This is a genomic window from Microbacterium testaceum, assembly GCF_001476655.1.
GTDB lineage: Bacteria > Actinomycetota > Actinomycetes > Actinomycetales > Microbacteriaceae > Microbacterium > Microbacterium testaceum_C.
This window is the reverse complement of the sequence record NZ_LDRT01000021.1, coordinates 65,345-85,794: the sequence shown is the minus strand read 5'-3', so window position 1 is coordinate 85,794 and position 20,450 is coordinate 65,345. Positions and strand designations below refer to the sequence as shown.

17 protein-coding genes, 1 pseudogene and 2 riboswitches are annotated in these 20,450 nt (G+C 70.5%); of the genes and pseudogenes, 10 read left to right on the top strand and 8 right to left on the bottom strand.

The window, feature by feature from the left end:
* Nucleotides 1–427 (top strand): annotated as a pseudogene (locus NS220_RS04305) (Fpg/Nei family DNA glycosylase); the annotation flags it as partial.
* A 43-nt stretch (nt 428–470) separates the two neighbouring features.
* Here the strand turns inward: NS220_RS04305 and NS220_RS04300 are convergent.
* Nucleotides 471–1,019 carry a type 1 glutamine amidotransferase domain-containing protein gene (locus NS220_RS04300; RefSeq protein ID WP_058622858.1) on the bottom strand — a complete coding sequence of 183 codons (549 nt, stop codon included), beginning with the start codon at nt 1,017–1,019 and terminating at the stop codon, nt 471–473.
* 137 nt (nt 1,020–1,156) lie between these two features.
* Between NS220_RS04300 and NS220_RS20000 the strand changes: the two genes are divergently transcribed.
* A complete protein-coding gene (locus tag NS220_RS20000; RefSeq protein WP_193755268.1) occupies nt 1,157–1,294 on the top strand; it encodes a hypothetical protein in 138 nt (45 codons plus the stop codon).
* 20 nt (nt 1,295–1,314) lie between these two features.
* Here NS220_RS20000 and NS220_RS04295 read toward each other — a convergent pair whose 3' ends face one another.
* Nucleotides 1,315–2,793, bottom strand: a complete 1,479-nt coding sequence (locus tag NS220_RS04295) for an MDR family MFS transporter (protein ID WP_058622857.1) — start codon at nt 2,791–2,793, stop codon at nt 1,315–1,317.
* 199 nt (nt 2,794–2,992) lie between these two features.
* On the opposite strand from NS220_RS04295, the gene NS220_RS04290 reads away from it, so the two are divergent.
* The gene (locus NS220_RS04290; RefSeq protein ID WP_058622856.1) at nt 2,993–4,936 is read left to right on the top strand and encodes an ABC transporter ATP-binding protein; all 1,944 of its coding nucleotides are present in this window, start codon (nt 2,993–2,995) and stop codon (nt 4,934–4,936) included.
* A gap of 39 nt (nt 4,937–4,975) precedes the next feature.
* Here the strand turns inward: NS220_RS04290 and NS220_RS04285 are convergent, their stop codons facing one another.
* The 6 genes from NS220_RS04285 to NS220_RS04260 are packed head-to-tail and all read right to left on the bottom strand — an operon-like array spanning nt 4,976 to nt 11,469.
* Nucleotides 4,976–5,872 carry a glycosyltransferase family 2 protein gene (locus NS220_RS04285; protein WP_058622855.1) on the bottom strand — a complete coding sequence of 299 codons (897 nt, stop codon included), beginning with the start codon at nt 5,870–5,872 and terminating at the stop codon, nt 4,976–4,978.
* Nucleotides 5,869–6,999, bottom strand: coding sequence for a cysteine desulfurase family protein (locus tag NS220_RS04280; protein WP_081322976.1), 1,131 nt, complete (start codon nt 6,997–6,999; stop codon nt 5,869–5,871). Before NS220_RS04280 ends, NS220_RS04285 begins: the two co-directional genes overlap by 4 nt.
* Complete coding sequence (nadC, locus tag NS220_RS04275; RefSeq protein ID WP_058622854.1) at nt 6,996–7,853, bottom strand: carboxylating nicotinate-nucleotide diphosphorylase; 858 nt, start codon at nt 7,851–7,853, stop codon at nt 6,996–6,998. The genes NS220_RS04280 and nadC overlap by 4 nt, the downstream gene beginning before the upstream one ends.
* Nucleotides 7,847–9,403, bottom strand: coding sequence for an L-aspartate oxidase (gene nadB, locus NS220_RS04270; protein WP_058622853.1), 1,557 nt, complete (start codon nt 9,401–9,403; stop codon nt 7,847–7,849). The genes nadC and nadB overlap by 7 nt, the downstream gene beginning before the upstream one ends.
* The gene (gene nadA / locus NS220_RS04265; RefSeq protein ID WP_058622852.1) at nt 9,400–10,731 is read right to left on the bottom strand and encodes a quinolinate synthase NadA; all 1,332 of its coding nucleotides are present in this window, start codon (nt 10,729–10,731) and stop codon (nt 9,400–9,402) included. The genes nadB and nadA overlap by 4 nt, the downstream gene beginning before the upstream one ends.
* Nucleotides 10,732–10,743: 12 nt before the next feature.
* Nucleotides 10,744–11,469: an NUDIX hydrolase gene (locus NS220_RS04260; RefSeq protein ID WP_058622866.1), complete on the bottom strand. Its 726-nt coding sequence runs from the start codon at nt 11,467–11,469 to the stop codon at nt 10,744–10,746.
* Nucleotides 11,470–11,712: 243 nt separating this feature from the next.
* On the opposite strand from NS220_RS04260, the gene NS220_RS04255 reads away from it, so the two are divergent.
* From NS220_RS04255 to gcvP, 7 genes are all read left to right on the top strand, one after another.
* On the top strand, nt 11,713–12,888 hold the full coding sequence (locus tag NS220_RS04255) for a MarP family serine protease (RefSeq protein ID WP_058622851.1): 1,176 nt from the start codon (nt 11,713–11,715) through the stop codon (nt 12,886–12,888).
* Nucleotides 12,889–12,975: 87 nt separating this feature from the next.
* Complete coding sequence (locus NS220_RS04250; protein WP_058622850.1) at nt 12,976–13,314, top strand: DUF6507 family protein; 339 nt, start codon at nt 12,976–12,978, stop codon at nt 13,312–13,314.
* Nucleotides 13,299–15,035, top strand: coding sequence for a hypothetical protein (locus tag NS220_RS04245; RefSeq protein ID WP_153004143.1), 1,737 nt, complete (start codon nt 13,299–13,301; stop codon nt 15,033–15,035). Before NS220_RS04250 ends, NS220_RS04245 begins: the two co-directional genes overlap by 16 nt.
* The gene (locus NS220_RS04240) at nt 15,032–15,532 is read left to right on the top strand and encodes a hypothetical protein (RefSeq protein ID WP_058622848.1); all 501 of its coding nucleotides are present in this window, start codon (nt 15,032–15,034) and stop codon (nt 15,530–15,532) included. Before NS220_RS04245 ends, NS220_RS04240 begins: the two co-directional genes overlap by 4 nt.
* Nucleotides 15,533–15,601: 69 nt before the next feature.
* Nucleotides 15,602–15,696, top strand: a riboswitch (glycine riboswitch).
* Nucleotides 15,697–15,812, top strand: a riboswitch (glycine riboswitch). It abuts the riboswitch before it with no gap.
* A gap of 48 nt (nt 15,813–15,860) precedes the next feature.
* Nucleotides 15,861–17,066, top strand: a complete 1,206-nt coding sequence (locus NS220_RS04235) for a glycine cleavage system aminomethyltransferase GcvT (RefSeq protein WP_058622847.1) — start codon at nt 15,861–15,863, stop codon at nt 17,064–17,066.
* The gene (gene gcvH / locus NS220_RS04230) at nt 17,063–17,437 is read left to right on the top strand and encodes a glycine cleavage system protein GcvH (protein WP_058622846.1); all 375 of its coding nucleotides are present in this window, start codon (nt 17,063–17,065) and stop codon (nt 17,435–17,437) included. The genes NS220_RS04235 and gcvH overlap by 4 nt, the downstream gene beginning before the upstream one ends.
* Nucleotides 17,434–20,343 (top strand): aminomethyl-transferring glycine dehydrogenase, encoded by a 2,910-nt coding sequence (gene gcvP, locus NS220_RS04225; protein ID WP_058622845.1) that lies wholly within the window; start codon nt 17,434–17,436, stop codon nt 20,341–20,343. Before gcvH ends, gcvP begins: the two co-directional genes overlap by 4 nt.
* The last annotated feature ends 107 nt before the right edge of the window (nt 20,344–20,450 follow it).

The following is a 20,450-nucleotide window of genomic DNA, read 5'->3' as shown; positions in this document are numbered from 1 at the left end:
GGATGCCGTCGACCCCGGCTACTCGCGAGAGATGCTCGCGCAGGCGCTCGGCGGTCGACGTAAGCAGCTCAAGGCGCTGCTCCAGGAGCAGGAGACGCTCGCGGGGATCGGTAACGCCTACTCGGACGAGATCCTTTACGCCGCACGGCTCTCACCGACCGCGCACGCCTCGTCCTTGAGTGAGGACGACATCACGCGACTTCATCTCGCGTTGCACGACACGCTCACGTCCGCGGTGATCGCGCGACGGGGGGTTCCGATCGCGCAGCAGAAGGCCGCGAAGGTCGCCGCCATGCTCGTCCATGGCCGAACGGGAGAGCCCTGTCCCGAGGGGGACGGCGTCGTCGAGGACATCCCGGGCACGAAGGGCGCCGGTCAGTGGTGCCCGTCATGTCAGGTTCTTCCCGACGCCGACCACAACACGTGAGGGCCCCGCACCGGGGTGCGGAGCCCTCCACGACGGGAGACGGTCAGGCGGTCTGGCCGGAGTGCCGGCCCTCGGCGACTTCCTCCACGAGCTTGGCGTTGAACGCGGGCAGGTCGTCGGGGTTGCGGCTCGACACCAGGCCCTGGTCGACGTGGACCTCCTCGTCGACCCAGCTGGCTCCCGCGTTGCGCAGGTCGGTCTGGAGCGTGGGGTAGCTGGTGAGCGTCCGGCCCTTCAGCACGTCGGCCTCGGTGAGGATCCACCCGCCGTGGCAGATGACGGCGACGGGCTTGTGCTGTTCGAAGAAGTCGCGGGTGAAGGAGACGGCATCCGTCACGATGCGGATGTCGTCCGCGTTCTGGACGCCACCGGGAAGGACCAGGGCGTCGAAGTCGCCGGCCGACGCGGAGCCGACGGCGAGATCGACCTTCTGCTCGTGGCCTTTCTCGCCGGTCACGCTGCCGTCGCTCGGCGAGACGAGGACGGCTTCGGCGCCCGCGGCCGTCACCGCTTGCCAGGGGCTGGTGAGCTCGCTGTCTTCGAAGCCGTCGGTGAGCAGGAATGCGATGCGCTTGCCGCTGAGATCGGTCATGGGTCGACGCTCTCTTTCTCGATCGGGGTCGCTCCACGCTAAGAAGCGCCGCGTCCCTCGGGACGGGGGTTGCGGATGCCGGAGCGCGGCGTTATCGCGCGGCCCGGTCGCGCGCACGCAGGCGTAGCATGGAGCGCATGTCCGCTGACACCACGTCTGAGACGACGTCCGATTCGAAGCCCGTTCTCACGCTGCTGAACGCTCCCGGCGACGAGACGAAGGAGTCGTCCCGCCCCGCGTCGCAGTGCTGCGGCGGCGGGTCCTGCTCGCTCTGACCCGCGCCGATGCCCCCGCGTCAGTGCGCGAGCGGGACGGACCCCTCGATCTGATCCGCAGGCTTGCGGATGACGAACGCTCCGACGATCAGCGGGAGCGAGATGATCGCGGCGATGAGGAACGCGGTGCGAGTGCCCGAGGCGTCCGCCTCCAGCCCCTCACCGGCGGCCGCTGAGACGGACGACATGACGGTGATGAGTAGCGCGATGCCGGCGGCCCCCGCCACCTGCTGCACGGTTCCGACGACGGCCGAGCCGTAGGAGTAGAACCGCGGTTCGAGCGAGCCGAGCGAGGCCGTGAACAGAGGTGTGAACGAGAGTGCGAGCCCGATCATCATGACGGTCTGCACGACGATGAGCAGCGCGAACGACGTCTGGGTGCCGACGGTGGTGTAGAACCACAGCGTGCCGCTCACGATGACGGCACCGGGTACGAGGAGCACCTGCGTGCCGAAGCGGTCGTAGATGCGCCCGATGACCGGGCCTGCGAGGCCCATGACGAGCGACCCCGGCAGGACGGCCAGCCCCGTCTCGAGGGGGCTCTTCCCCAGCACCGTCTGCAGATAGAGCGGTAGCAGCGTGATCGCACCGAAGAACGCCAACGACATCACGCCCAGCTGCGCGACGGTCAACGTGAAGGCGCGCGAGCGGAACACGCGCAGGTCGAGCAAGGCGGAGTCCGTGCGCTGCAGGCGCAGCTGACGCCAGATGAAGGCCCCCAGGCCGACGACCCCGATCGTCAGAGCCGCGATGAGGGTCACGAGCGAGGTGGAGGCGGCATCCGCGTCGCCGCCGTGTCCGCCGCCGATCTGGCTGAGGCCGAAGACGAGACCGCCGAAACCGAGCGCCGAGAGGATGACGGATGCCACATCGATCGGCGCGGTGCGCGTCTCGCCGAGGTTGCGGATCCACCGCGCGCCCATGAACAGCGACACGAGGGCGATGGGCAGCACGATCCCGAAGATCCAGTGCCAGCCGAGCGATTGCAGCACGAGCCCCGACATCGTCGGTCCTATCGCGGGTGCGAGCGCCATGACGATGCTGACGCGGCCCATCATCCGGCCGCGGTGCTGCGGCGGCACGATCGTCATGATCGTCGTCATCAAGAGCGGCATCATGATCGCGGTGCCCGATGCCTGGATGACGCGCGCGACCACGAGGAGCTCGAAACCGGGCGACAGGAAGGCCACGAGGGTTCCGGTCGAGAAGAGCGTCATCGCGGTGATGAAGACCTGGCGCGTGGTGAAGCGCTGCAGCAAGAAGCCCGTGATCGGGATGACGACGGCCATGGTGAGCATGAACGCCGTGGTGAGCCACTGGGCGGAGACGGCCGTGATGCCGAGGTCGCGGATGAGGAAGGGGATCGCGACGTTCATCGTCGTCTCGTTCAGCATCGCGACGAACGCGGCCGTGAGGAGGAGCCAGATCACGCGGCTCTGCGCGGGCGTCACGCCCGAGGTATCGGGGGGAGAAGCGACGGTGGTGCCGGTGGCGGCCATGACGAGGTCCTTTGGGGGCGGGGGGCTTCGTGGCGCCGGAACGGCGACATGCATCGAACGAAACGGCGGGGGCCGCGGAGATATTCCACCATCGAGAAGAATGTCGGCGGAACGGATGCCAGGGGGAGCGGAAACCGCCAGCTTAGTCGCCGACGCCCGGGGACGCCCCCTGCGCGCGGGCGGACGTAGGCTGGCCCGCATGGGCCCAGGTGGAGTTGGCGGAAGCATGTTCCGCGGTGTCGATGCCGCCGAGCAGCGTCGACGCAACGCCGAGGCGCCGCGCGTCCCCCACCTCGGGCGGAGGGTCGTCGAGCTGTTCCGGCCGTACCGCGGCAGGATCGCCCTCACCGTTCTTCTCGTGATCCTCGCCTCCGCGGTCGGGGTCATCCCACCCCTGCTGGTGCAGCGGATCTTCGACGACGCGCTGTTCCCGATCGACGGTTCGGCGCCTGATCTGCGGCTGCTCGCGATCCTCGTGAGCGTCATGATCGTGCTGTTCCTCTTCTCGGCGGCCCTCAATGTGGGGCAGACCTGGTTCACCGCCACAGTCGGGAACCGCGTGACCGGCGACCTGCGCACGCGGCTGTTCGAGCACCTCCAGGCGATGGAGCTGGGGTTCTTCACCCGCACGAAGACGGGCGTGATCCAGTCGCGGTTGCAGAACGACGTCGGGGGTGTGTCCGGAGTCCTCACGAACACGGTCACCAGCATCCTCGGCAATGCGGTCACCGTCATCGCCTCGCTCGTGGCCATGGTCCTCATCGATTGGCGCCTGACGCTGATCGCCGTCGCGCTGATGCCGTTCCTCATCTTCGTCCAGCGCCGGGTCGGCCAGGTGCGGGCGCGCATCGCCGGGGAGACGCAGGAGTCCCTCTCCGAGCTGTCGGCGATCACGCAGGAGACCCTGAGCGTGTCCGGCATCCTGCTCTCGAAGTCCTTCAACCGTCAGCGCACCGAATCGGCTCGTTTCGACGCCGAGAACGACAACCAGGTGCACCTGCAGGTGCGGCGGGCGATGAGCGGCCAGGGCTTCTTCGCCGTGGTGCAGGTCATCATGTCGAGCGTGCCCGCGGTCATCTACCTCGTCGCCGGGTTCCTCATCGTCGGCGGCACCGGGGCCATCACCGCCGGGACGATCGTCGCCTTCACGACCGTGCAGGCGCGTCTCCTGATGCCCCTGATGGGCCTCATGCGCGTGGCGCTCGATGTGCAGACCTCCTCGGCCTTGTTCGCCCGGATCTTCGAGTACCTCGATCTGCGCCCCGCCATCGTCGACGCACCCGATGCGCTGCCCGTCTCCGCCGCCCCGGGGCCGCTCGGGCGCGTCGAGTTCCGCGACGTCGAGTTCCGTTACCCCGACGCCCCCGCGCACACACGACCGACACTGGACGGCGTGTCCTTCACGGTCGAGCCGGGACAGCACGTCGCGTTCGTCGGACCCTCGGGCGCGGGCAAGACGACGATCCTCTACCTCACGCCGCGGATGTACGAGGCGAGCGGCGGGGCGGTGTTGTTCTCCGGGGCGGACGTCCGGACCCTCGACCAGGCTTCGATCATCGACGAGATCGGCATCGTCTCGCAGGAGACCTACCTCTTCCACGCCACGGTGCGCGAGAACCTCCGCTATGCCCGGCCCGAGGCGAGCGACGAGGAGATCGAGGCCGCGTGCCGGGCGGCGAACATCCATCACGTCATCGCGGGGTTCGAGGCCGGCTACGACACGGTCGTCGGCGAACGCGGCTACCGCTTGTCGGGCGGTGAGAAGCAGCGCATCGCGATCGCGCGGGTGCTGTTGAAGGACCCTCCCGTCCTGCTGCTCGACGAAGCGACGAGTGCGCTCGACACGGTGTCGGAGCGCATCGTGCAGGAGGCGCTCGAGACGGCATCCCATGGCCGCACGACCCTGTCGATCGCGCACCGCCTGTCGACGGTGATCGGGGCCGACAGGATCCACGTGGTGGATGCCGGCCGCATCGTCGAGTCGGGCACGCATGCCGAGCTCCTCGCGGCGGGAGGGCTCTACGCGAGCCTCGCGGCGGAGCAGCTCGCCGCATCGTTCGTCCTCGCCGAGGAGGAGCACGACGCCGCGGGTCTCGCCCGTGCCGCGTTGCCCGCGCGGCGGGCCGACGAGGCGCCGGCGTAGCGAGGTCCCTGAGCCTGTCGGAGGGACCGGGAACGCCCATCAGTCCGGCAGCGTCTCCACGAACGCCTCGAGAGCGATGCGGTACGCCGGATCGGGATGCGTCTCGGCGATCGCGATGAGCGGTGGGAGGTCGAGAGTCCGGATGAGCGCTCCCCGCTCGACGACCGCGGCCTCGGCCCCGGCTTCGCGGAGCACCGCGATCCCCTCCCCGAGGGCCTCGAGGTAGTCGCGCAGCACGTCGAGCTCCGCGAGCCGCTGCGTGATCGAGCCGCCGTCGCGGCGCTGCCGCCATTCGACGACCACGTCGGGAATCACGTCGAACGTCTCGGCCCGCGTGTACATCCGCTGCGCCAGCACCTGGTCCTCGTAGTAGCGCCCCTCGGGGAATCGCAGGTCGTGGGCCCGCCAGAACGCGGTGCGGCTCAGCTTCGACCACGCCACGATGTTGCCGGATGCCACGGGGTGCGCGCTGAGCGACGTCCGCTCCCGCGCCGGGTCGGTGGCGGCCGCGACCCAGGGCTGCACCTCGCCCGCGGTGTAGCCGGGCCCCTCGGCATCCGGGCGCAGACGCACGTACGCGCCGACGACGAAATCGCTGCCGGTCCGGTCGAGTGTGTCGGCGAGGAGAGCGAGGGCGTCCGGGCGGAGCCGGTCGTCGGCGTCGAGGAAGGCCGTGTACGTCGTCTGCACCGCCGAGAGCCCGGTGTTCCGGGCGGCGCCGAGGCCGCGCTGGGTCTCGTGCCGGACGACCTGGAACCGCGCGTCGGCGACCGCCGCATCGGCGAACAGCTGCCGCGTGTCGTCGGTCGAGGCGTCGTCGACGAGCACGGCGCTCCAGTGCTCGTGCGTCTGCGCGCGGAGGGAATCGAGCGCCTCCTCGGCGTAGTCGGCGACGTTGAAGCCGGGAACGATGACGGTCACGCCGGTGGTGCTCACCCGCGCGATCCTACGGCGGATACGGCGGCCGCGACCGCATCCGCGACCGGTTCCAAGGAAGCCGTCAGCCCGTGGGGGAGGGTGAACCTGACGGCCGTGCGCGCGTCGTCGTGGGCGATCCCGAGGGCGAGGAGCACGTGCGAGGCCTCGTCGCTCCCCGCGGCGCACGCGGATCCGCTGGAGGAGACGACCCCGCGCCGCTCGAGCTCGAGCAGCACGGTCTCGCCGTTCGTGCCCGGGAAGACGAAACTCGCTGTCCCCGGCAGTCGATGCTCGGGGTGACCGGTGACCCGCGCACCCGGAACGAGGGCGAGAATCCGGGCGATGAAGGCGTCCCGGATCGCCGACACGCGGGCGGCTTCTTCGGCGCGTTCCGCCTCGGCGAGTTCGAGGGCGCGCGCGATGGCCACCGCTCCCGCGACGTCGGGGGTGCCCGATCGACGTCCGCGCTCCTGACCTCCGCCGTGCAGGAGAGGCTCGAACGGCAGTCGTCCTCGCACCGCGAGGATCCCGGTGCCCTTGGGAGCGCCGATCTTGTGTCCGGCCACGGTGACGGCATCCGCACCCGTCCCGGACAGCGGGAGCCAGCCCGCGGCCTGGACCGCGTCGAGGTGCAGCGGCACGCCGCGCGCGTGAGCCGCGGCCGCGAGGGCGGCGGCATCCTGGATCGTGCCGACCTCGTTGTTCGCGTAACCGATGCTCACCAGCGCGGTGTCATCACGCAGCGCGTCGGCGAGGGCTGCGGGCGTCAGCGTGCCGGTGCCGTCGACGGGAGCGTGTACGACCTCGACCCCGTGCAGCCGTGCAAGGTAGTCGGCGGACGCGAGCACCGATTCGTGCTCGATCCCCGTGGTGACGAGGTGCTTCTTCGCCGAACCGAGCACGATGCCCTTGATCGCCGCGTTGTTGGACTCGGTGCCGCCCGACGTGAACATGACGTCGCCCGCGCGCATTCCGAGCACGGCGGCCACGCGCCCACGAGCGTCGTCCAGCGCGGACGCCGCGACCTCGCCGACCTCGTGATGGCTCGACGGGTTGCCGAAGAACCGTGTGAGGTACGGTGCCATGGCCTCGAGCACCTCGGGGCGCACGGGGGTCGTGGCGGCGTTGTCGAGGTAGAGCGTCACGCCGTCTCGATGCGAATGTCCAGGCCCAGGTCGAGGGCCGGGGCGGAGTGCGTGAGCGCACCGACCGAGATCACGTCGACCCCGGTCTCGGCGATCGCGCGAACCGTTTCGAGGGTCACCCCGCCCGAGGCCTCGACCTGCGCCGCCCCGGCAATGCGGGCGACGCCGACGCGGAGGTCGTCGAGCGAGAAGTTGTCGAGCATGATCGTGCCGACCCCGGCGGCGAGGACCGCGTCGATCTGGTCGAGCCGGTCGACCTCGACCTCGACGTGCGTGGTGTGGGGGAGGCGGGCGATCGCGCTCTCGAGCGCCTGCGTGACCGAGAGGCCGCTCGCGGTGAGGACCGCGAGGTGGTTGTCCTTCGCCATCACCGCGTCCGAGAGCGAGAAGCGGTGATTGTGCCCGCCGCCGTCACGGACGGCCTGTCGCTCGATCGCGCGCAGGCCGGGCGTGGTCTTGCGGGTGTCGACGATGCGCGCGCCCGTGTGCGCGACCTCGGACACGTATCGGCTGGTCAGAGTGGCGATGCCGGACATGCGCTGCACGAAGTTGAGTCCGATGCGCTCGGCCGTCAGCACCGCGCGCGCGGGGCCGGTGACCACGGCGAGCGTGTCGCCGGGGCCGAAGCGCTCGCCGTCGCCGACGCGCTGGTCCACCGCGACCGACGGATCGGTGAGCGTGAACGCCGCGGCGAAGACGGCCGCACCGCTGAAGACGCCGTCGACACGCGCGACGAGCTCGGCACGGGCGGTGGCGTCGGCGGGGATGAGTGCCTCGCTCGTGAGGTCGCCCCAGGGGGCGTCCTCGTCGAGGGCGGCGGCGACGACGCGATCGATGGTGGCGCGGGTCAGCATGCGAGGGCCTCCGGGGATGCGGGAATGGATGCCAGGACGGGGCCGTCTCCGTCGGCCGGGGCCGTGGCCGCGAGGTGCGGGAGCGGGGGAGCGGCGACATCGGGGGCGTCCGAACGGAAATGAGCGCCGACCGATCCGGAACGCGCCAGGGCGGCGGACACGACGTGGCTGGCGACCAGGAGGAGGTTCCTCTCCTCGGTCGTCCGCGGCGACGGGTCGGCGCTCCACGAGGCGAGCACCGCGGCGGCGTGCGCGAGCCCGTCGGCGTCGCGGACAAGTCCGGCCTCGGCCCACATCAGCTGCTGCAGAGCGTGGCGCGAGAAGGGGGGCGCGTCGGTCGCGGGCTGCGCGGCGACGACGCGGCGCCGGGTCTCGGGTCGCACGGGCCAGTCGCCGTCCCGTGCGACGGCTTCCCCGGCACGGGCGCCGAAAACGGCGCCCTCGAGCAGGGAATTGGATGCCAGTCGGTTGGCGCCGTGCACCCCGGTGCGGGCCGTCTCGCCCACCGCGTACAGTCCCGGGACCGTGGTGCGCCCGTCGAGGTCGGTGACGACACCGCCCATGAGATAGTGCGCCGCGGGTGTCACCGGGATCGGCTCGCGCGCCCAGTCGAGACCGCGCTCGCGCACGGCCGCGTCGATCGTGGGGAATCGCCGCGCGAGCCGTTCGGCACCGAGGGCTGTGGCATCCAGTCGTACCGGGTGACCGTCCTGGGTCGCCATCGCCCGCGCATTGGCCCGGGCCACGACGTCGCGGGGGGCGAGCTCGCCGTCGGGGTGCGCGTCGAACGCGAAGCGGCGTCCGGCGTCGTCGACCAGCACGGCTCCCTCACCGCGCACCGCTTCGGAGACGAGGAAGGGCGCCCCCACGGCGAGGGCGGTGGGGTGGAACTGGACGAACTCCAGGTCGGCGACCGCGGCGCCCGCGCGAAGAGCCGCGGCGATGCCGTCTCCGGTCGCGCCGGCCGGATTCGTCGTGTGCGCGTAGAGCTGACCGGCACCTCCCGTGGCCAGGATGACGGCATCGGCGTCGATTCGCTCGCCGTCGTCGAGCTCGATGCCCGCGATGCGGCCGTTCGCGAGTCGGAGGTCGCGCAGCACGGCGTGCTCGAGGACGACGATCCCCGCGGCGCGGACGGCGGCACCGAGCGCGGCTTGGATCTCGGCCCCTGTCGCATCTCCGCCGGCGTGCAGCACGCGGGGGACGGCGTGGGCGGCCTCCAGGCCGCGTGAGAACTCGCCGTCCGCCGTCCGGTCGAAGGCCACGCCCCGCGCGATCAGCTCGGTGATGCGCGCGGGGCCCTCGCCCACGAGCACGTCCACCGCCGCCGGATCGTTGAGCCCGGCGCCCGCGGTGATCGTGTCGGCCGCGTGCGAGGCGACGGTGTCTGCCGGATGGGTCACCGCGGCGATGCCGCCCTGCGCCCACCGCGTGTTGGTGTCCGGCAGCGCGCCCTTCGTCACGACCGTGACGCGGCATCCGTTCTCTGCGGCGTGCAGCGCCGCCGTGAGACCGGCGATGCCGCTTCCCACCACGACGACGCAGGTCACTTCACGGCACCGTTCGGCTTGGCGGCGAGCATGCGCTCCAGCGCCACGGTCGCGGGCTCGGCCACGTCGGCCGGGACGGTGATGCGGTTGACGACCTCGCCCGCGACGAGCGACTCGAGCACCCACGCGAGGTAGCCCGGGTGGATGCGGTACATCGTCGAGCAGGGGCACACGACCGGGTCGAGGCAGAAGATCTCGTGCTGCGGATATTGCGCGGCCAGGCGCTGCACGAGGTTGATCTCGGTGCCGATCGCGAAGGTCGTGGGCTCCGTCGCGGCGGCGATCGCCTTGCGGATGATGTCGGTCGATCCGGCCTCGTCGGCGGCATCCACGACGTCCATCGGGCACTCGGGGTGCACGATCACGCGGACGCCGGGGTGCTCGGCGCGGGCCTTCGCGATCTGGTCGACGGTGAAGCGGCGGTGCACCGAGCAGAAGCCGTGCCACAGGATGACGCGGCTGTCTTCGAGCTGTTCCGCGGTCGAGCCGCCGAGGGCCTTGCGCGGGTTCCACATCGGCATCTGCTCGAGCGGCACGCCCATCGCCTTCGCGGTGTTGCGGCCGAGGTGCTGGTCGGGGAAGAACAGCACGCGGCGTCCGCGCGCGAAGGCCCACTCGAGCACGGTGCGGGCGTTCGACGAAGTGCAGACGATCCCGCCGTGGCGACCGACGAAGCCCTTGATGGCGGCGCTGGAGTTCATGTACGTCACCGGGATCACGGGCACGAGGCCCTCGGCATCCGGGGTCTCGAGGTCTCCGAGCACGTCGGCGAGCTGCTCCCAGCACTCCTCGACCTGATCGATGTCGGCCATGTCGGCCATCGAGCAGCCCGCGGCGAGGTTCGGCAGGATCACAGCCTGTTCGGGACGTGAGAGCAGATCCGCGGTCTCGGCCATGAAGTGCACGCCGCAGAAGACGATCGCCTCGGCCTCGGGGCGGTCCTTCGCGGCGTTGGCGAGCTGGAACGAGTCGCCCACGTAGTCGGCGTGGCGCACGACCTCTTCGCGCTGGTAGAAGTGCCCGAGCACGACGACCCGGTCGCCCAGCGTCGCCTTCGCGGCGCGGATGCGGGCGTCGAGCTCGTCGTCGGACGCGTCGCGGTACTGCTCCGGGAGCTCTCCCTGGCGCGGGGCGCCGGTGGGGATGACGTCGCCCATCGACGAGCCGGGACCGTAGCCCGGGCGGGTGTCGAAGTCCCACGGGCCCACGGCGAGGTCGGTCGTGCAGGTCGCGTCGGTGGACGCGCCCGAGACGATGGCCTGGATCGCGTGGTCGACGCTGGGATCGATCGCGGGACGCGGCTGCAGGGTGATGAGGGTGGCGGACATGGGCGTTTCCGATCAGTGACGGGACGGGAGCGGGCCGCGGTCGGCGAGCTCCACGTCGCGGTTGTAGCGGTAGAGGCGGGCGGGGCGGTGGCTTCCGGTGCGGAAGCGCTCGGTCGGGATGAGGGTGTCGCTCGTGTCGACCTGGCGGCGGAAGTTCGCCGGGTCGAGGCGTTTGCCGAGGATCGACTCGGTGACCTCGCGCAGGTCGGCGAGGGTGAACTCGTCGGGCAGTAGTCCGTGCGCGATGCGGCTGTAGCCGACCTTGTTGCGCAGGCGCCACAGCGTGTACTCGACGATGTCGTTGTGATCGAACGCCAGCGCCGGCAGGTCGGTCGCGTCGAACCACTCGACGTTCTCGGGGGCGTCGCCCTCGCGCGCGTGCGCGGCCACCTGGGCGTCGACCTCATCGGATCGCAGCAGCGCCCAATAGACGATGGACACGACCCGGGTGGGGGAGCGATCGACCGCGCCGAACGCGTAGAGCTGCTCGAGGTAGCTGGGGGTGAGGCCGGTCGTCTCGGCGAGGGTCCGGGATGCCGCGGCGTCAAGGCTTTCGGTGGCATCCAGCCATCCGCCGGGCAGTGCCCACCGGCCGTCGAACGGGTCGCGCGTGCGGCGGACGAGGGGAAGCGACAGCACGGGCTCATCGTGCGCATCGCGCCGCACGCTGAAGATCACGGTCGACACCGCGACGCGCACGTCGGCGTCGCGGTTCTCGGGCTGAGGGGTTCGTGTCATGGTGACCATATCTCCGCTTACGATCTTAGTGTCATCCGGACCCGAAGGGCGAATCGGCGCGTGCGGTCTCCGGTAAGCCCGCGATAAACGCCGATCGTGTCGAGACACGGCGACACACCGCGTGTCTCGACACGAACGGCGTTTATCGGCCAACGACACGGGCACGCCGCGCACCGGGGCCAGCGCGTCGAAAGCGTTCTCTCAGACGTGCGTCCTAGCCTCGGAGGGATTCAGGAGGTGCGGATGCCGGTCGTCGACATCGTGCTGATCGTCGTGCTGGCGATCGCTCTTCTCGTGGGGCTGTCGCGCGGCTTCCTCGCCACGATCGGCTTCTTCGCCGGCCTCGCGCTCGGTGCCGTCGCCGCGTTCTGGGTGACCCCCTTCGTCGGGCAATGGGTCGCCGAACCGGCCTGGCGGGGACCGGCCATGGTCGGTGCCGGTGTTCTGCTGCTCCTTCTCGGCGCGGGGCTCGGTAGCGCCGTGGGGCAGGTCTTCCGGCGGGGCGCGGACCGCATCAAGCTGCGCGTCCCGGAGCGGCTCCTGGGCGGGGTCGTCAACGTCGCCGCTGCGGCCCTCGCCATCTCGTTCGTGTCGGGTTCGCTCGTCCCGGCCGGTATGCCGGTGGTCTCCGCCGCGCTTGGCTCGTCGGCCGTCGTGCGCACCATCGACGACATCACGCCCGACCCGCTGCGCGCGGCCATCGCGCAGCTTCGCGGAACGGTTCTCGCCGACGGCATCCCGCGCCTGGGACAGCTGATCCAGATCGGACCGGTCCCCACCGCACCCGACATCGCGCTGGACGATCCCGCCCTGACCGAGGCGGCCCAGTCGGTCGCCCGGATCTCGGGCACAGCGTACGCCTGCGGCATCACCTCGAGCGGATCCGGCTTCGTCGCGGGCGACGGTCGCGTGATCACGAACGCGCACGTCGTCGCGGGCGTCGACACACCTCTCGTCGAACTGCCCGGCCAGCCGGCGCGAGAGGGCCGCGTCGTCTACTTCGATCCCGCGGACGACCTGGCCGTCGTCGCCGTCGACGGACTGGATGCCAGGCCCCTCCCCGTCGTGTCCACGCTCGAGGTCGGAGCGGCCGCCGTCGTGCAGGGCTACCCGTACGGGGGTCCCTTCACCTCCGGCAGCGCGCAGGTCCTGTCGGTGGGCAGCGTCCCCGTGCCCGACATCTACGACGGTGAGTCGAGCCCGCGCGAGATCTACGCGCTCGCCGCGGTCGTGCGACCCGGCAACTCCGGGGGACCGCTGCTCACGCCGTCCGGCGATGTCGCCGGCGTTGTCTTCGCCCGATCCGACACCGACGACAACGTCGGCTACGCCATGACCCCGGCCGAGCTCGAGCCCGTCCTCGCCCAACTCGGATCGCTGTCGACGCCCGTGGCATCCGGCGCCTGTATTCCGCGCTGACGCGCCCTCGCCGACCTCTCCTCACCAGGTGGGAGGCCTGGGGAGAGATTCCGGGGCTGTCTCGGCGATCCGACTACCGTCTCGCGGATGACCGACCGATACGCGATCGATGTTCCGGGGTTCCTCGACCTTGCCGCGGTCACGTCGCGTTCGCTCGACGAGCTGACGAACGCGGTCAGTGCCACCGTGCAGGCCTTGCGGGCGGTTCGGGATGCCGTCTCCTCGGCACCGCAGCTCTCTCGAGGGTTCGACAGGGCGATGGGCCCGTGGGAGGCGAAGGTGGGCGGGCTCGCCGAGTACGCGGGAGCGCTGCTGGAGGGGGCTGAGCAGGCGGTCACGGAGTACTGCCGCGCCGACGCGGCGATGGCCCTGAACGCGGATCAGAGCGTCGCACGCCAGGGGACCGGACGGTGGCGAGTCGCGTGAGCATGGGCTTCGGCGCGATCCCTGAGTTGCCCGTGGAATTCGGAGAGCTGTCACGCGTCGCCCAGGAGCTGCGTGATCGTGCGGGCGTTCTTCCCGGGGTCGGGGCGGAGGCGGCCTCGACCTGGGACGGTCTCGAGGCCGTGTACCAGGCACCGGAAGCGGAGGAGCTGATCGCCAAGATGAGGTCTCTGGTCCTCGTCAGCGCGGATGTGGGAGGAGCGCTGGTCCGCGCCGCGGACATCATGGACCAGCTCGCCGACGACCTGATGTGGCTCGCGATGCGACGGCGCGGACTCGTGGACGATGCCGAGGAGTTCTCGAGCGCGGCACGGGGCGTCGAGGATCCCGAACGAGCGAGCGAATTGGAGGTGCAGATCGAGCGGTTCGCGGCCGCCGTGCAAGAGCGCCTCGACCAAGCGCGCTCAGACCTCGACGCCATTGCCCCGCCTCCGCCGTGGGAGGTTGCGATTCCGGATGCCTCCCCGCCACCGCTCGGACCCCGGCTGACCTGGTCGGCGCGCACCCAGGCAAGAGCCGACGACATGGTGTTGGTTCCTCTCTTCGCGCTCGCACGGGCCGACACGTCTCGGGTTGCGCGCCTCCTCGCCGCTCACCCCGAGTGGGCGGAGCTCTTGCGGGCCTATCCGCCCTCACCGGAGGTCGTCCGCGCGTGGTGGGACACGCTCCCGCCGGGCACCGTCGCGGCACTCATCGACGGCGCGCCAGTCCTCGTCGGCGCCCTGGGAGGCGTTCCGCCGCTCGACCGGGTCGCCGCCAATCGGGTGAGCGCGCGAGCGCGTCTTCGTGAGGTGGAGGATGAGCTGCCCGGGTGGGAACGCGTGCTGCAGGAAGGAGCGAGTGCTGACTTGCAGGCGGAGCGGCGGGCGAAAAGGGACGCCCTGCGAGCAGAGCGCGACTACCTCCGTAGTGTCGACGCAGGCGACGTGCAGCTCTACCTTTACGAGCCTGCGGACAATCGCATCATCGAGATGTTCGGTACGCCCGGGCCTGGGACGACGAGGGTCCTGACCTACGTGCCCGGAACGTTCACGCGGGTAGACAGCTTCTATCGGGGCGAGGTTCAGAGCATCTCGCAGTGGATGACGGATCAGGAGAGCGGGATGGTCGCGTTCGTGTGGAAGGGCGCGGACTTCCCCGGCGACGACCAGTATCCGGGGCAGGCGGGATTCGGGATCGGCCTCCTCGAAGCCAACGACCCTGACCGCGCTGCGCCGGCGGGGGAGGCGCTCGCGAGGTTCCAGCGAGAAGTGTCGAGCGATCCGTCCCTGGCGGACGGACTGCAATTCGCCGTGGGGCACAGCTGGGGACTTGTCCCGATCACGGCTTCTGAGATGCACGGAGCGCGCTATGCCCAAGTCCACTCGCTGTCCGGTGCCTGGGTTCCCGACGGGTGGGCGCCACACTCTTCGACGAGCTACTCGCACTGGAGCTACACGGATGCGCTTTCGATGGCTCAAGACGGGATGTTGGTCAACGCGGGCCGAGCGCCTGATAGTGTCTCGGCTTTCCAAAGTCACCTCTACGAGCGGAAGACGGACGCGGAGGTCCCGCTCGGTGGGGACCTCGCTCCGTTCCTCGACCCGGACGGCCCCTCGCTGCGTGTGTCTCTGTCGCCGTTGGCCAACCACAATCTGATCGCGGGGGTCAGTGGAGACAACATCGGTCCCTTGAACGATCTGAGGAAGAAGATCTACGAATGAGGCGGTTGGTCGTTTCTGCAGCTTTCGTTGCGATTGTGCTTGCTGGTGCCTTGACCGGATGCAGCGGTTCCACGGGTCTCGTTGACGAGCAGATGTCGCTTGACGACGCGAAGAGTCTCGCGCAGGAGATGGAGCGCGAGATCGTGCAATCGTTGCCGCCGGGCCTTGCGACAAACCTCGAACAACAGGAGAAGGGGGCACTTCTCCCGTGTTCTCGTGATGGAGCAAGACAATGGGCTGGCGGTTTGACGGCGAACATCGTCGGTGATCCGGCCCCCGAGGAGGTGATCGGGGCGATCGCCGATAGCTTCGCTGGCCGGGACGATCTCAGCGTCAGTAGAAGAGAGAACCAGGGTGACTTGCTCGTGACTCTCAGCGGCGTGAATCAGTCCATGTGGGTCGTTCGCTACATCAGAACTCGGGCTGAACTCGACATTGATTCAGGCTCTCCCTGCATCCGCCTCCCCGACGACGTCTGGCCCGGCGGCTCCTACTGATTCCCCGAGCGCGGGCTGTGCCTCGCGCCCCCACCCGCTAGGCTGACCCCACAAGTCCACACCGGCCCCATGATCGATGCGGGAGAGCTCCGGCGAACGCAGCCGGGCACCGAAGGAGCAAGCCTCCCCGCCAATCTCTCAGGTACGCGTACCGCGTCGATCGGGCCACTCTGGAAAGTGATCCGGGTGCACCGCGCCGGATCCGCCGACGGTGAAAGCCCTTGTCCGCCCGAACGGGCTGCGCGGGCGAAACTCTCAGGTTCATGACAGAGGGGGAGTTCTTCAGGCGCCGACCGGCGTCTGTCCGTCATCGCGAACGGCAGAACTCATGACCGAAACCCCTGCTCCACCGCGCACGTCGCCGCTGCACGAACGGCACGAGGCTCTCGGCGCCTCGTTCACCGACTTCGGCGGCTGGAACATGCCCGTGCGCTACACCTCCGACCTCGCCGAGCACCGCGCCGTGCGCGAAGCCGCGGGCCTGTTCGACATCTCGCACATGGCCGAGTTCCGCGTCGACGGCCCGCGGGCGGCCGCGTTCCTCGACTACGTGCTCGCCGGTCGCCTCTCCACCATGAAGGTGGGCAAGGCGAAGTACTCCCTCGTTCTCGCCGAGTCGGGCGGGATCGTCGACGACGTGATCGTCTACCGCACGGGCGACGACTCCTTCCTCGTCATCTCGAACGCGGGCAACCGGGATGCCGTGGCCGCGGCGTTCGCGACCGCGCAGGCGACGTGGCTCCCCGCCTCGGACACGTCGACGGGCTCAGCCACCGACGCCCCCGACGCCGCGACCGAGGTCCCGGAGCCCGTCGAAGGGACCGGAACCCTCACGGTCGCCGACGTCACCGACTCCTACGCCCTCATCGCCCTCCAAGGCCCCGAGGCGCGTGGCATCCTGAGCTCCACCCCGGGGGTCGAGATCACCGGCACTCCGCTCGACGAGCTCGGCTACTACGCCTGGACCGCGGGCGCCTTCGACGGCGCGCCTCTGTTCGTCGCCCGCACCGGCTACACCGGCGAGGACGGCTACGAGCTGATGATCCCCACCGCGCAGGCCGGCGCCCTGTGGGACGCCGCGCTCGCCGCGGGTGCCGACCGCGGGCTCGTCCCGTGCGGACTCGCCGCGCGCGACACCCTGCGCCTCGAGGCCGGCATGCCCCTATACGGCCACGAGCTTTCGCGTGACATCGTCCCGGCGCAAGCGGGCCTCGGCCGCGTCGTCGCGGTCGACAAGGAGGCGTTCGTCGGCAAGGACGGCCTGTCATCAGGCCCCGCCGACGCCCCCGTGCTCGTCGGACTCGTGTCGGACGGCCGCCGCGCCGGACGCGCCGGCTACGCCGTGCTGCACGGCGACGATACCGTCGGCGAGATCACCAGCGGTGCCCTCAGCCCCACCCTCGGCCACCCCGTCGCGATGGCGTTCGTCGCCCCCGCGGCATCCGCCATCGGAACCGAACTGACCATCGACGTGCGCGGAACCCGCATCCCCGCGACCGTCACCGCCCTTCCCTTCTATCGGAGAAACGCATGACCGACCGCACCGCCCTCAGCTACACCTCCGAGCACGAGTGGATCGCCCTCGAAGGCGACATCGCCACCGTGGGGATCACCGACTTCGCCGCCGACAAGCTCGGCGACGTCGTGTTCGTCGAACTCCCGGGCGCCGACTCCACGGTGACCGCGGGCGACGTCTGCGGCGAGATCGAGTCGACCAAGTCGGTCGGTGAGCTCTACGCGCCGCTCTCGGGAACCGTCGTCGAGGTGAACGACGCCGTCGTCGACGACCCCTCCCTGGTCAACGCCGAACCTTTCGCCGGCGGATGGCTCATCAAGATCCGCGTCGAGGGCGAGCTCCCCGGCGACCTGCTCGACCGCGCCGCCTACGAGGACCTCACCGCATGAGCACCCTTCTCCCTCCCCGCACCGAAACCGGCTCTCCCGCCGCCTTCACCGATCGCCACATCGGCATCGGACCCGACGCGCAGGCGCACATGCTCGAGGTCGTCGGGTACGACAGCGTCGAGGCTCTCGTCGAGACCGCCGTTCCGGCATCCATCCACGTCCGGCCCCGCGAGACCAGCGACATCCCCGTCGCCGCGACCGAGGCCGAGGCGCTGGCCGAACTGCGCGAGCTGGCGACCGCGAACCGTTCCGCCCGCCCGATGATCGGCCTCGGCTACTACGACACCTTCACCCCGTCGGTGATCGCGCGCAACGTCCTCGAGAACCCCTCCTGGTACACGGCGTACACGCCGTACCAGCCCGAGATCTCGCAGGGGCGCCTCGAGGCGCTCATCAACTTCCAGACGATGGTCACCGACCTGACGGGGCTCGCCACGGCGAACGCCTCGATGCTGGATGAGTCCACCGCCGTGGTCGAGGGCATGCTCGTCGCCCGCCGTGCGTCGAAGGCCAAGACCGACGTCTTCCTCGTCGACGTCGACGCGCTGCCGCAGACCAAGGCGCTGCTGCACCACCGCGCGGCGGCGGTCGGCATCCGCATCGTCGAGACGTCGTTCGCGGGCGAGATGCCCGAAGCGTTCGGCGCGTTCGTGCAGTACCCCGGCGCGACCGGTCGCGTGTGGGACTTCTCGGCCGTCGCCGAGGCCGTGCACGCGAACGGCGGTCTCGTCGTGGCCGCGGCCGACCTGCTCGCGCTCACGCTGCTGCGCTCGCCCGGTGCCCTCGGCGCCGACGTCGCCGTCGGCACGACCCAGCGCTTCGGCGTGCCGCTCGGCTTCGGCGGACCGCACGCCGGCTACATGGCCGTGCGCGCGGGTCTCGAGCGCCAGCTGCCCGGGCGCCTGGTCGGAGTGTCCCAGGATGCCGTCGGCGCCCCCGCCTACCGCCTGTCGCTGCAGACGCGCGAACAGCACATCCGCCGCGAGAAGGCGACGTCGAACATCTGCACCGCGCAGGTGCTGCTGGCCGTCATGGCCGCGATGTACGCCGTGTACCACGGGCCCGACGGGCTGCGGGCGATCGCGACCCGCGTCGCGCGCACGACCGACTCCCTGGCATCCGCTCTGCGTTCGTACGACCTCACCCTCGTGAGCGACGCGTTCTTCGACACCGTCCGCGTGCACGTTCCCGGTCGGGCGCAGGACATCGTCGATCGCGCACGCGAGCGCGGTTACCAGCTGCTGTGGGTCGATGACGCGACCGTGGGCGTCTCGGTGGACGAGACGACGACGGATGCCGACCTCGCGGCCGTGCTGGACGCGTTCGGCCTCGGCGGCTTCGGCTCCGGCACCTTCGGCTCGGCGGCGATCGACCTGCCCGAGGGCGAGGCTCTGCGCGGCGTCGACGGCGCGCTGCACCGCGACGACGAGTACCTCACGCACCCCGTCTTCCACGCTCACCGCAGCGAGACGGCGATGATGCGGTACCTCAAGACCCTCGCCGACCGCGACTACGCGCTCGACCGCGGCATGATCCCGCTGGGCTCGTGCACGATGAAGCTCAACGCCGCGACCGAGATGGCGGCGGTGTCGTGGCCGGAGTTCTCGCGCGTGCACCCCTTCGCCCCCGAGGCCGACGTGCGCGGCTACCTCGAGATGATCGCGCAGCTCGAACGGTGGCTCGCGGAGGTCACGGGCTACGACGCCGTCTCCCTGCAGCCGAACGCCGGATCGCAGGGCGAGCTCGCGGGCCTGCTCGCCATCCGCGGCTACCACCTCGCGAACGGCGACACCGAGCGCACCGTCTGCCTCATCCCGTCGTCGGCTCACGGCACGAATGCCGCGTCGGCGATCCTCGCGGGCATGAAGGTCGTCGTCGTTGCGTGCGACGAGGCCGGCAACGTCGACCTCGGCGACCTGCGCGCGAAGATCGCGCAGCACGCGGCCGAGCTGTCGGCCCTGATGATCACGTACCCCTCGACCCACGGGGTGTACGAGCACGACGTGCTCGAGATCACGCAGGCCGTGCACGACGCCGGCGGGCAGGTGTACGTCGACGGCGCCAACCTCAACGCGCTGCTCGGTTTCGCGCGCTTCGGCGACCTCGGCGGCGACGTCTCGCACCTCAACCTGCACAAGACGTTCGCGATCCCGCACGGCGGTGGCGGTCCCGGCGTGGGCCCGGTCGCCGCGAAGGCGCACCTGGCACCGTTCCTTCCCTCGCACCCGTTCTCGCAGCGTGCCGAGCACGCCGGCGGCGTGTTCGACGGCGGACCGGTCTCGGCGGCCCCGCACGGCTCCGCCGGCATCCTGCCGATCTCGTGGGCCTACGTGCGCATGATGGGCGCCGAGGGACTGCGTCAGGCCACCGCCGCGGCGGTGCTCTCGGCGAACTACATCGCCACGCGCCTGCGCGAGCACTACCCGGTGCTCTACGCCGGCGAGGGCGGTCTCGTCGCGCACGAGTGCATCCTCGACCTGCGCCCCCTCAAGGAGCAGACCGGGGTGACCGTCGACGACGTGGCCAAGCGCCTCATCGACTACGGATTCCACGCGCCGACGATGTCGTTCCCGGTCGCCGGCACCCTCATGGTCGAGCCGACCGAGAGCGAAGGCCTCGCCGAGCTGGATCGCTTCGTGGATGCCATGATCGCGATCAAGCACGAGGCCCTCGCCGTCGCCGCGGGGGAGTGGCCGGCCGACGACAACCCGCTCGTCAACGCCCCGCACACCGCCGAGACGGTGGTCGTGGGGGAGTGGGAGCACCCCTACTCGCGCGAGACCGCCGTGTACCCCGTGCGTTCGCTCATCCGCGGCAAGTACTGGCCCCCGGTGCGACGCATCGACCAGGCCTACGGCGACCGCAACCTGGTGTGCTCGTGCCCGCCGCCGGAGGCGTTCGCCTGATCGATCCGACCGCGGCGGCGGCTCCCGGCATCCGGAGCCGTCGTCGCGCACGGCGCGCACAGGCAATCGCACAGGACGCGTTGGGTAAGGTTCCCCTGTGCACCCTG

Coding starts and splice junctions, on each gene's coding strand:
- gcvH (WP_058622846.1), top strand. CDS start 17,063: ATGACCGACCGCACCGCCCTCAGCTACACCTCCGAGCACGAGTGGATC.
- NS220_RS04300 (WP_058622858.1), bottom strand. CDS start 1,019: ATGACCGATCTCAGCGGCAAGCGCATCGCATTCCTGCTCACCGACGGC.
- NS220_RS04240 (WP_058622848.1), top strand. CDS start 15,032: ATGAGGCGGTTGGTCGTTTCTGCAGCTTTCGTTGCGATTGTGCTTGCT.
- NS220_RS04290 (WP_058622856.1), top strand. CDS start 2,993: ATGGGCCCAGGTGGAGTTGGCGGAAGCATGTTCCGCGGTGTCGATGCC.
- NS220_RS04235 (WP_058622847.1), top strand. CDS start 15,861: ATGACCGAAACCCCTGCTCCACCGCGCACGTCGCCGCTGCACGAACGG.
- NS220_RS04255 (WP_058622851.1), top strand. CDS start 11,713: ATGCCGGTCGTCGACATCGTGCTGATCGTCGTGCTGGCGATCGCTCTT.
- nadC (WP_058622854.1), bottom strand. CDS start 7,853: ATGCTGACCCGCGCCACCATCGATCGCGTCGTCGCCGCCGCCCTCGAC.
- NS220_RS20000 (WP_193755268.1), top strand. CDS start 1,157: ATGTCCGCTGACACCACGTCTGAGACGACGTCCGATTCGAAGCCCGTT.
- NS220_RS04295 (WP_058622857.1), bottom strand. CDS start 2,793: ATGGCCGCCACCGGCACCACCGTCGCTTCTCCCCCCGATACCTCGGGC.
- gcvP (WP_058622845.1), top strand. CDS start 17,434: ATGAGCACCCTTCTCCCTCCCCGCACCGAAACCGGCTCTCCCGCCGCC.
- nadA (WP_058622852.1), bottom strand. CDS start 10,731: ATGTCCGCCACCCTCATCACCCTGCAGCCGCGTCCCGCGATCGATCCC.
- NS220_RS04260 (WP_058622866.1), bottom strand. CDS start 11,469: ATGACACGAACCCCTCAGCCCGAGAACCGCGACGCCGACGTGCGCGTC.
- NS220_RS04250 (WP_058622850.1), top strand. CDS start 12,976: ATGACCGACCGATACGCGATCGATGTTCCGGGGTTCCTCGACCTTGCC.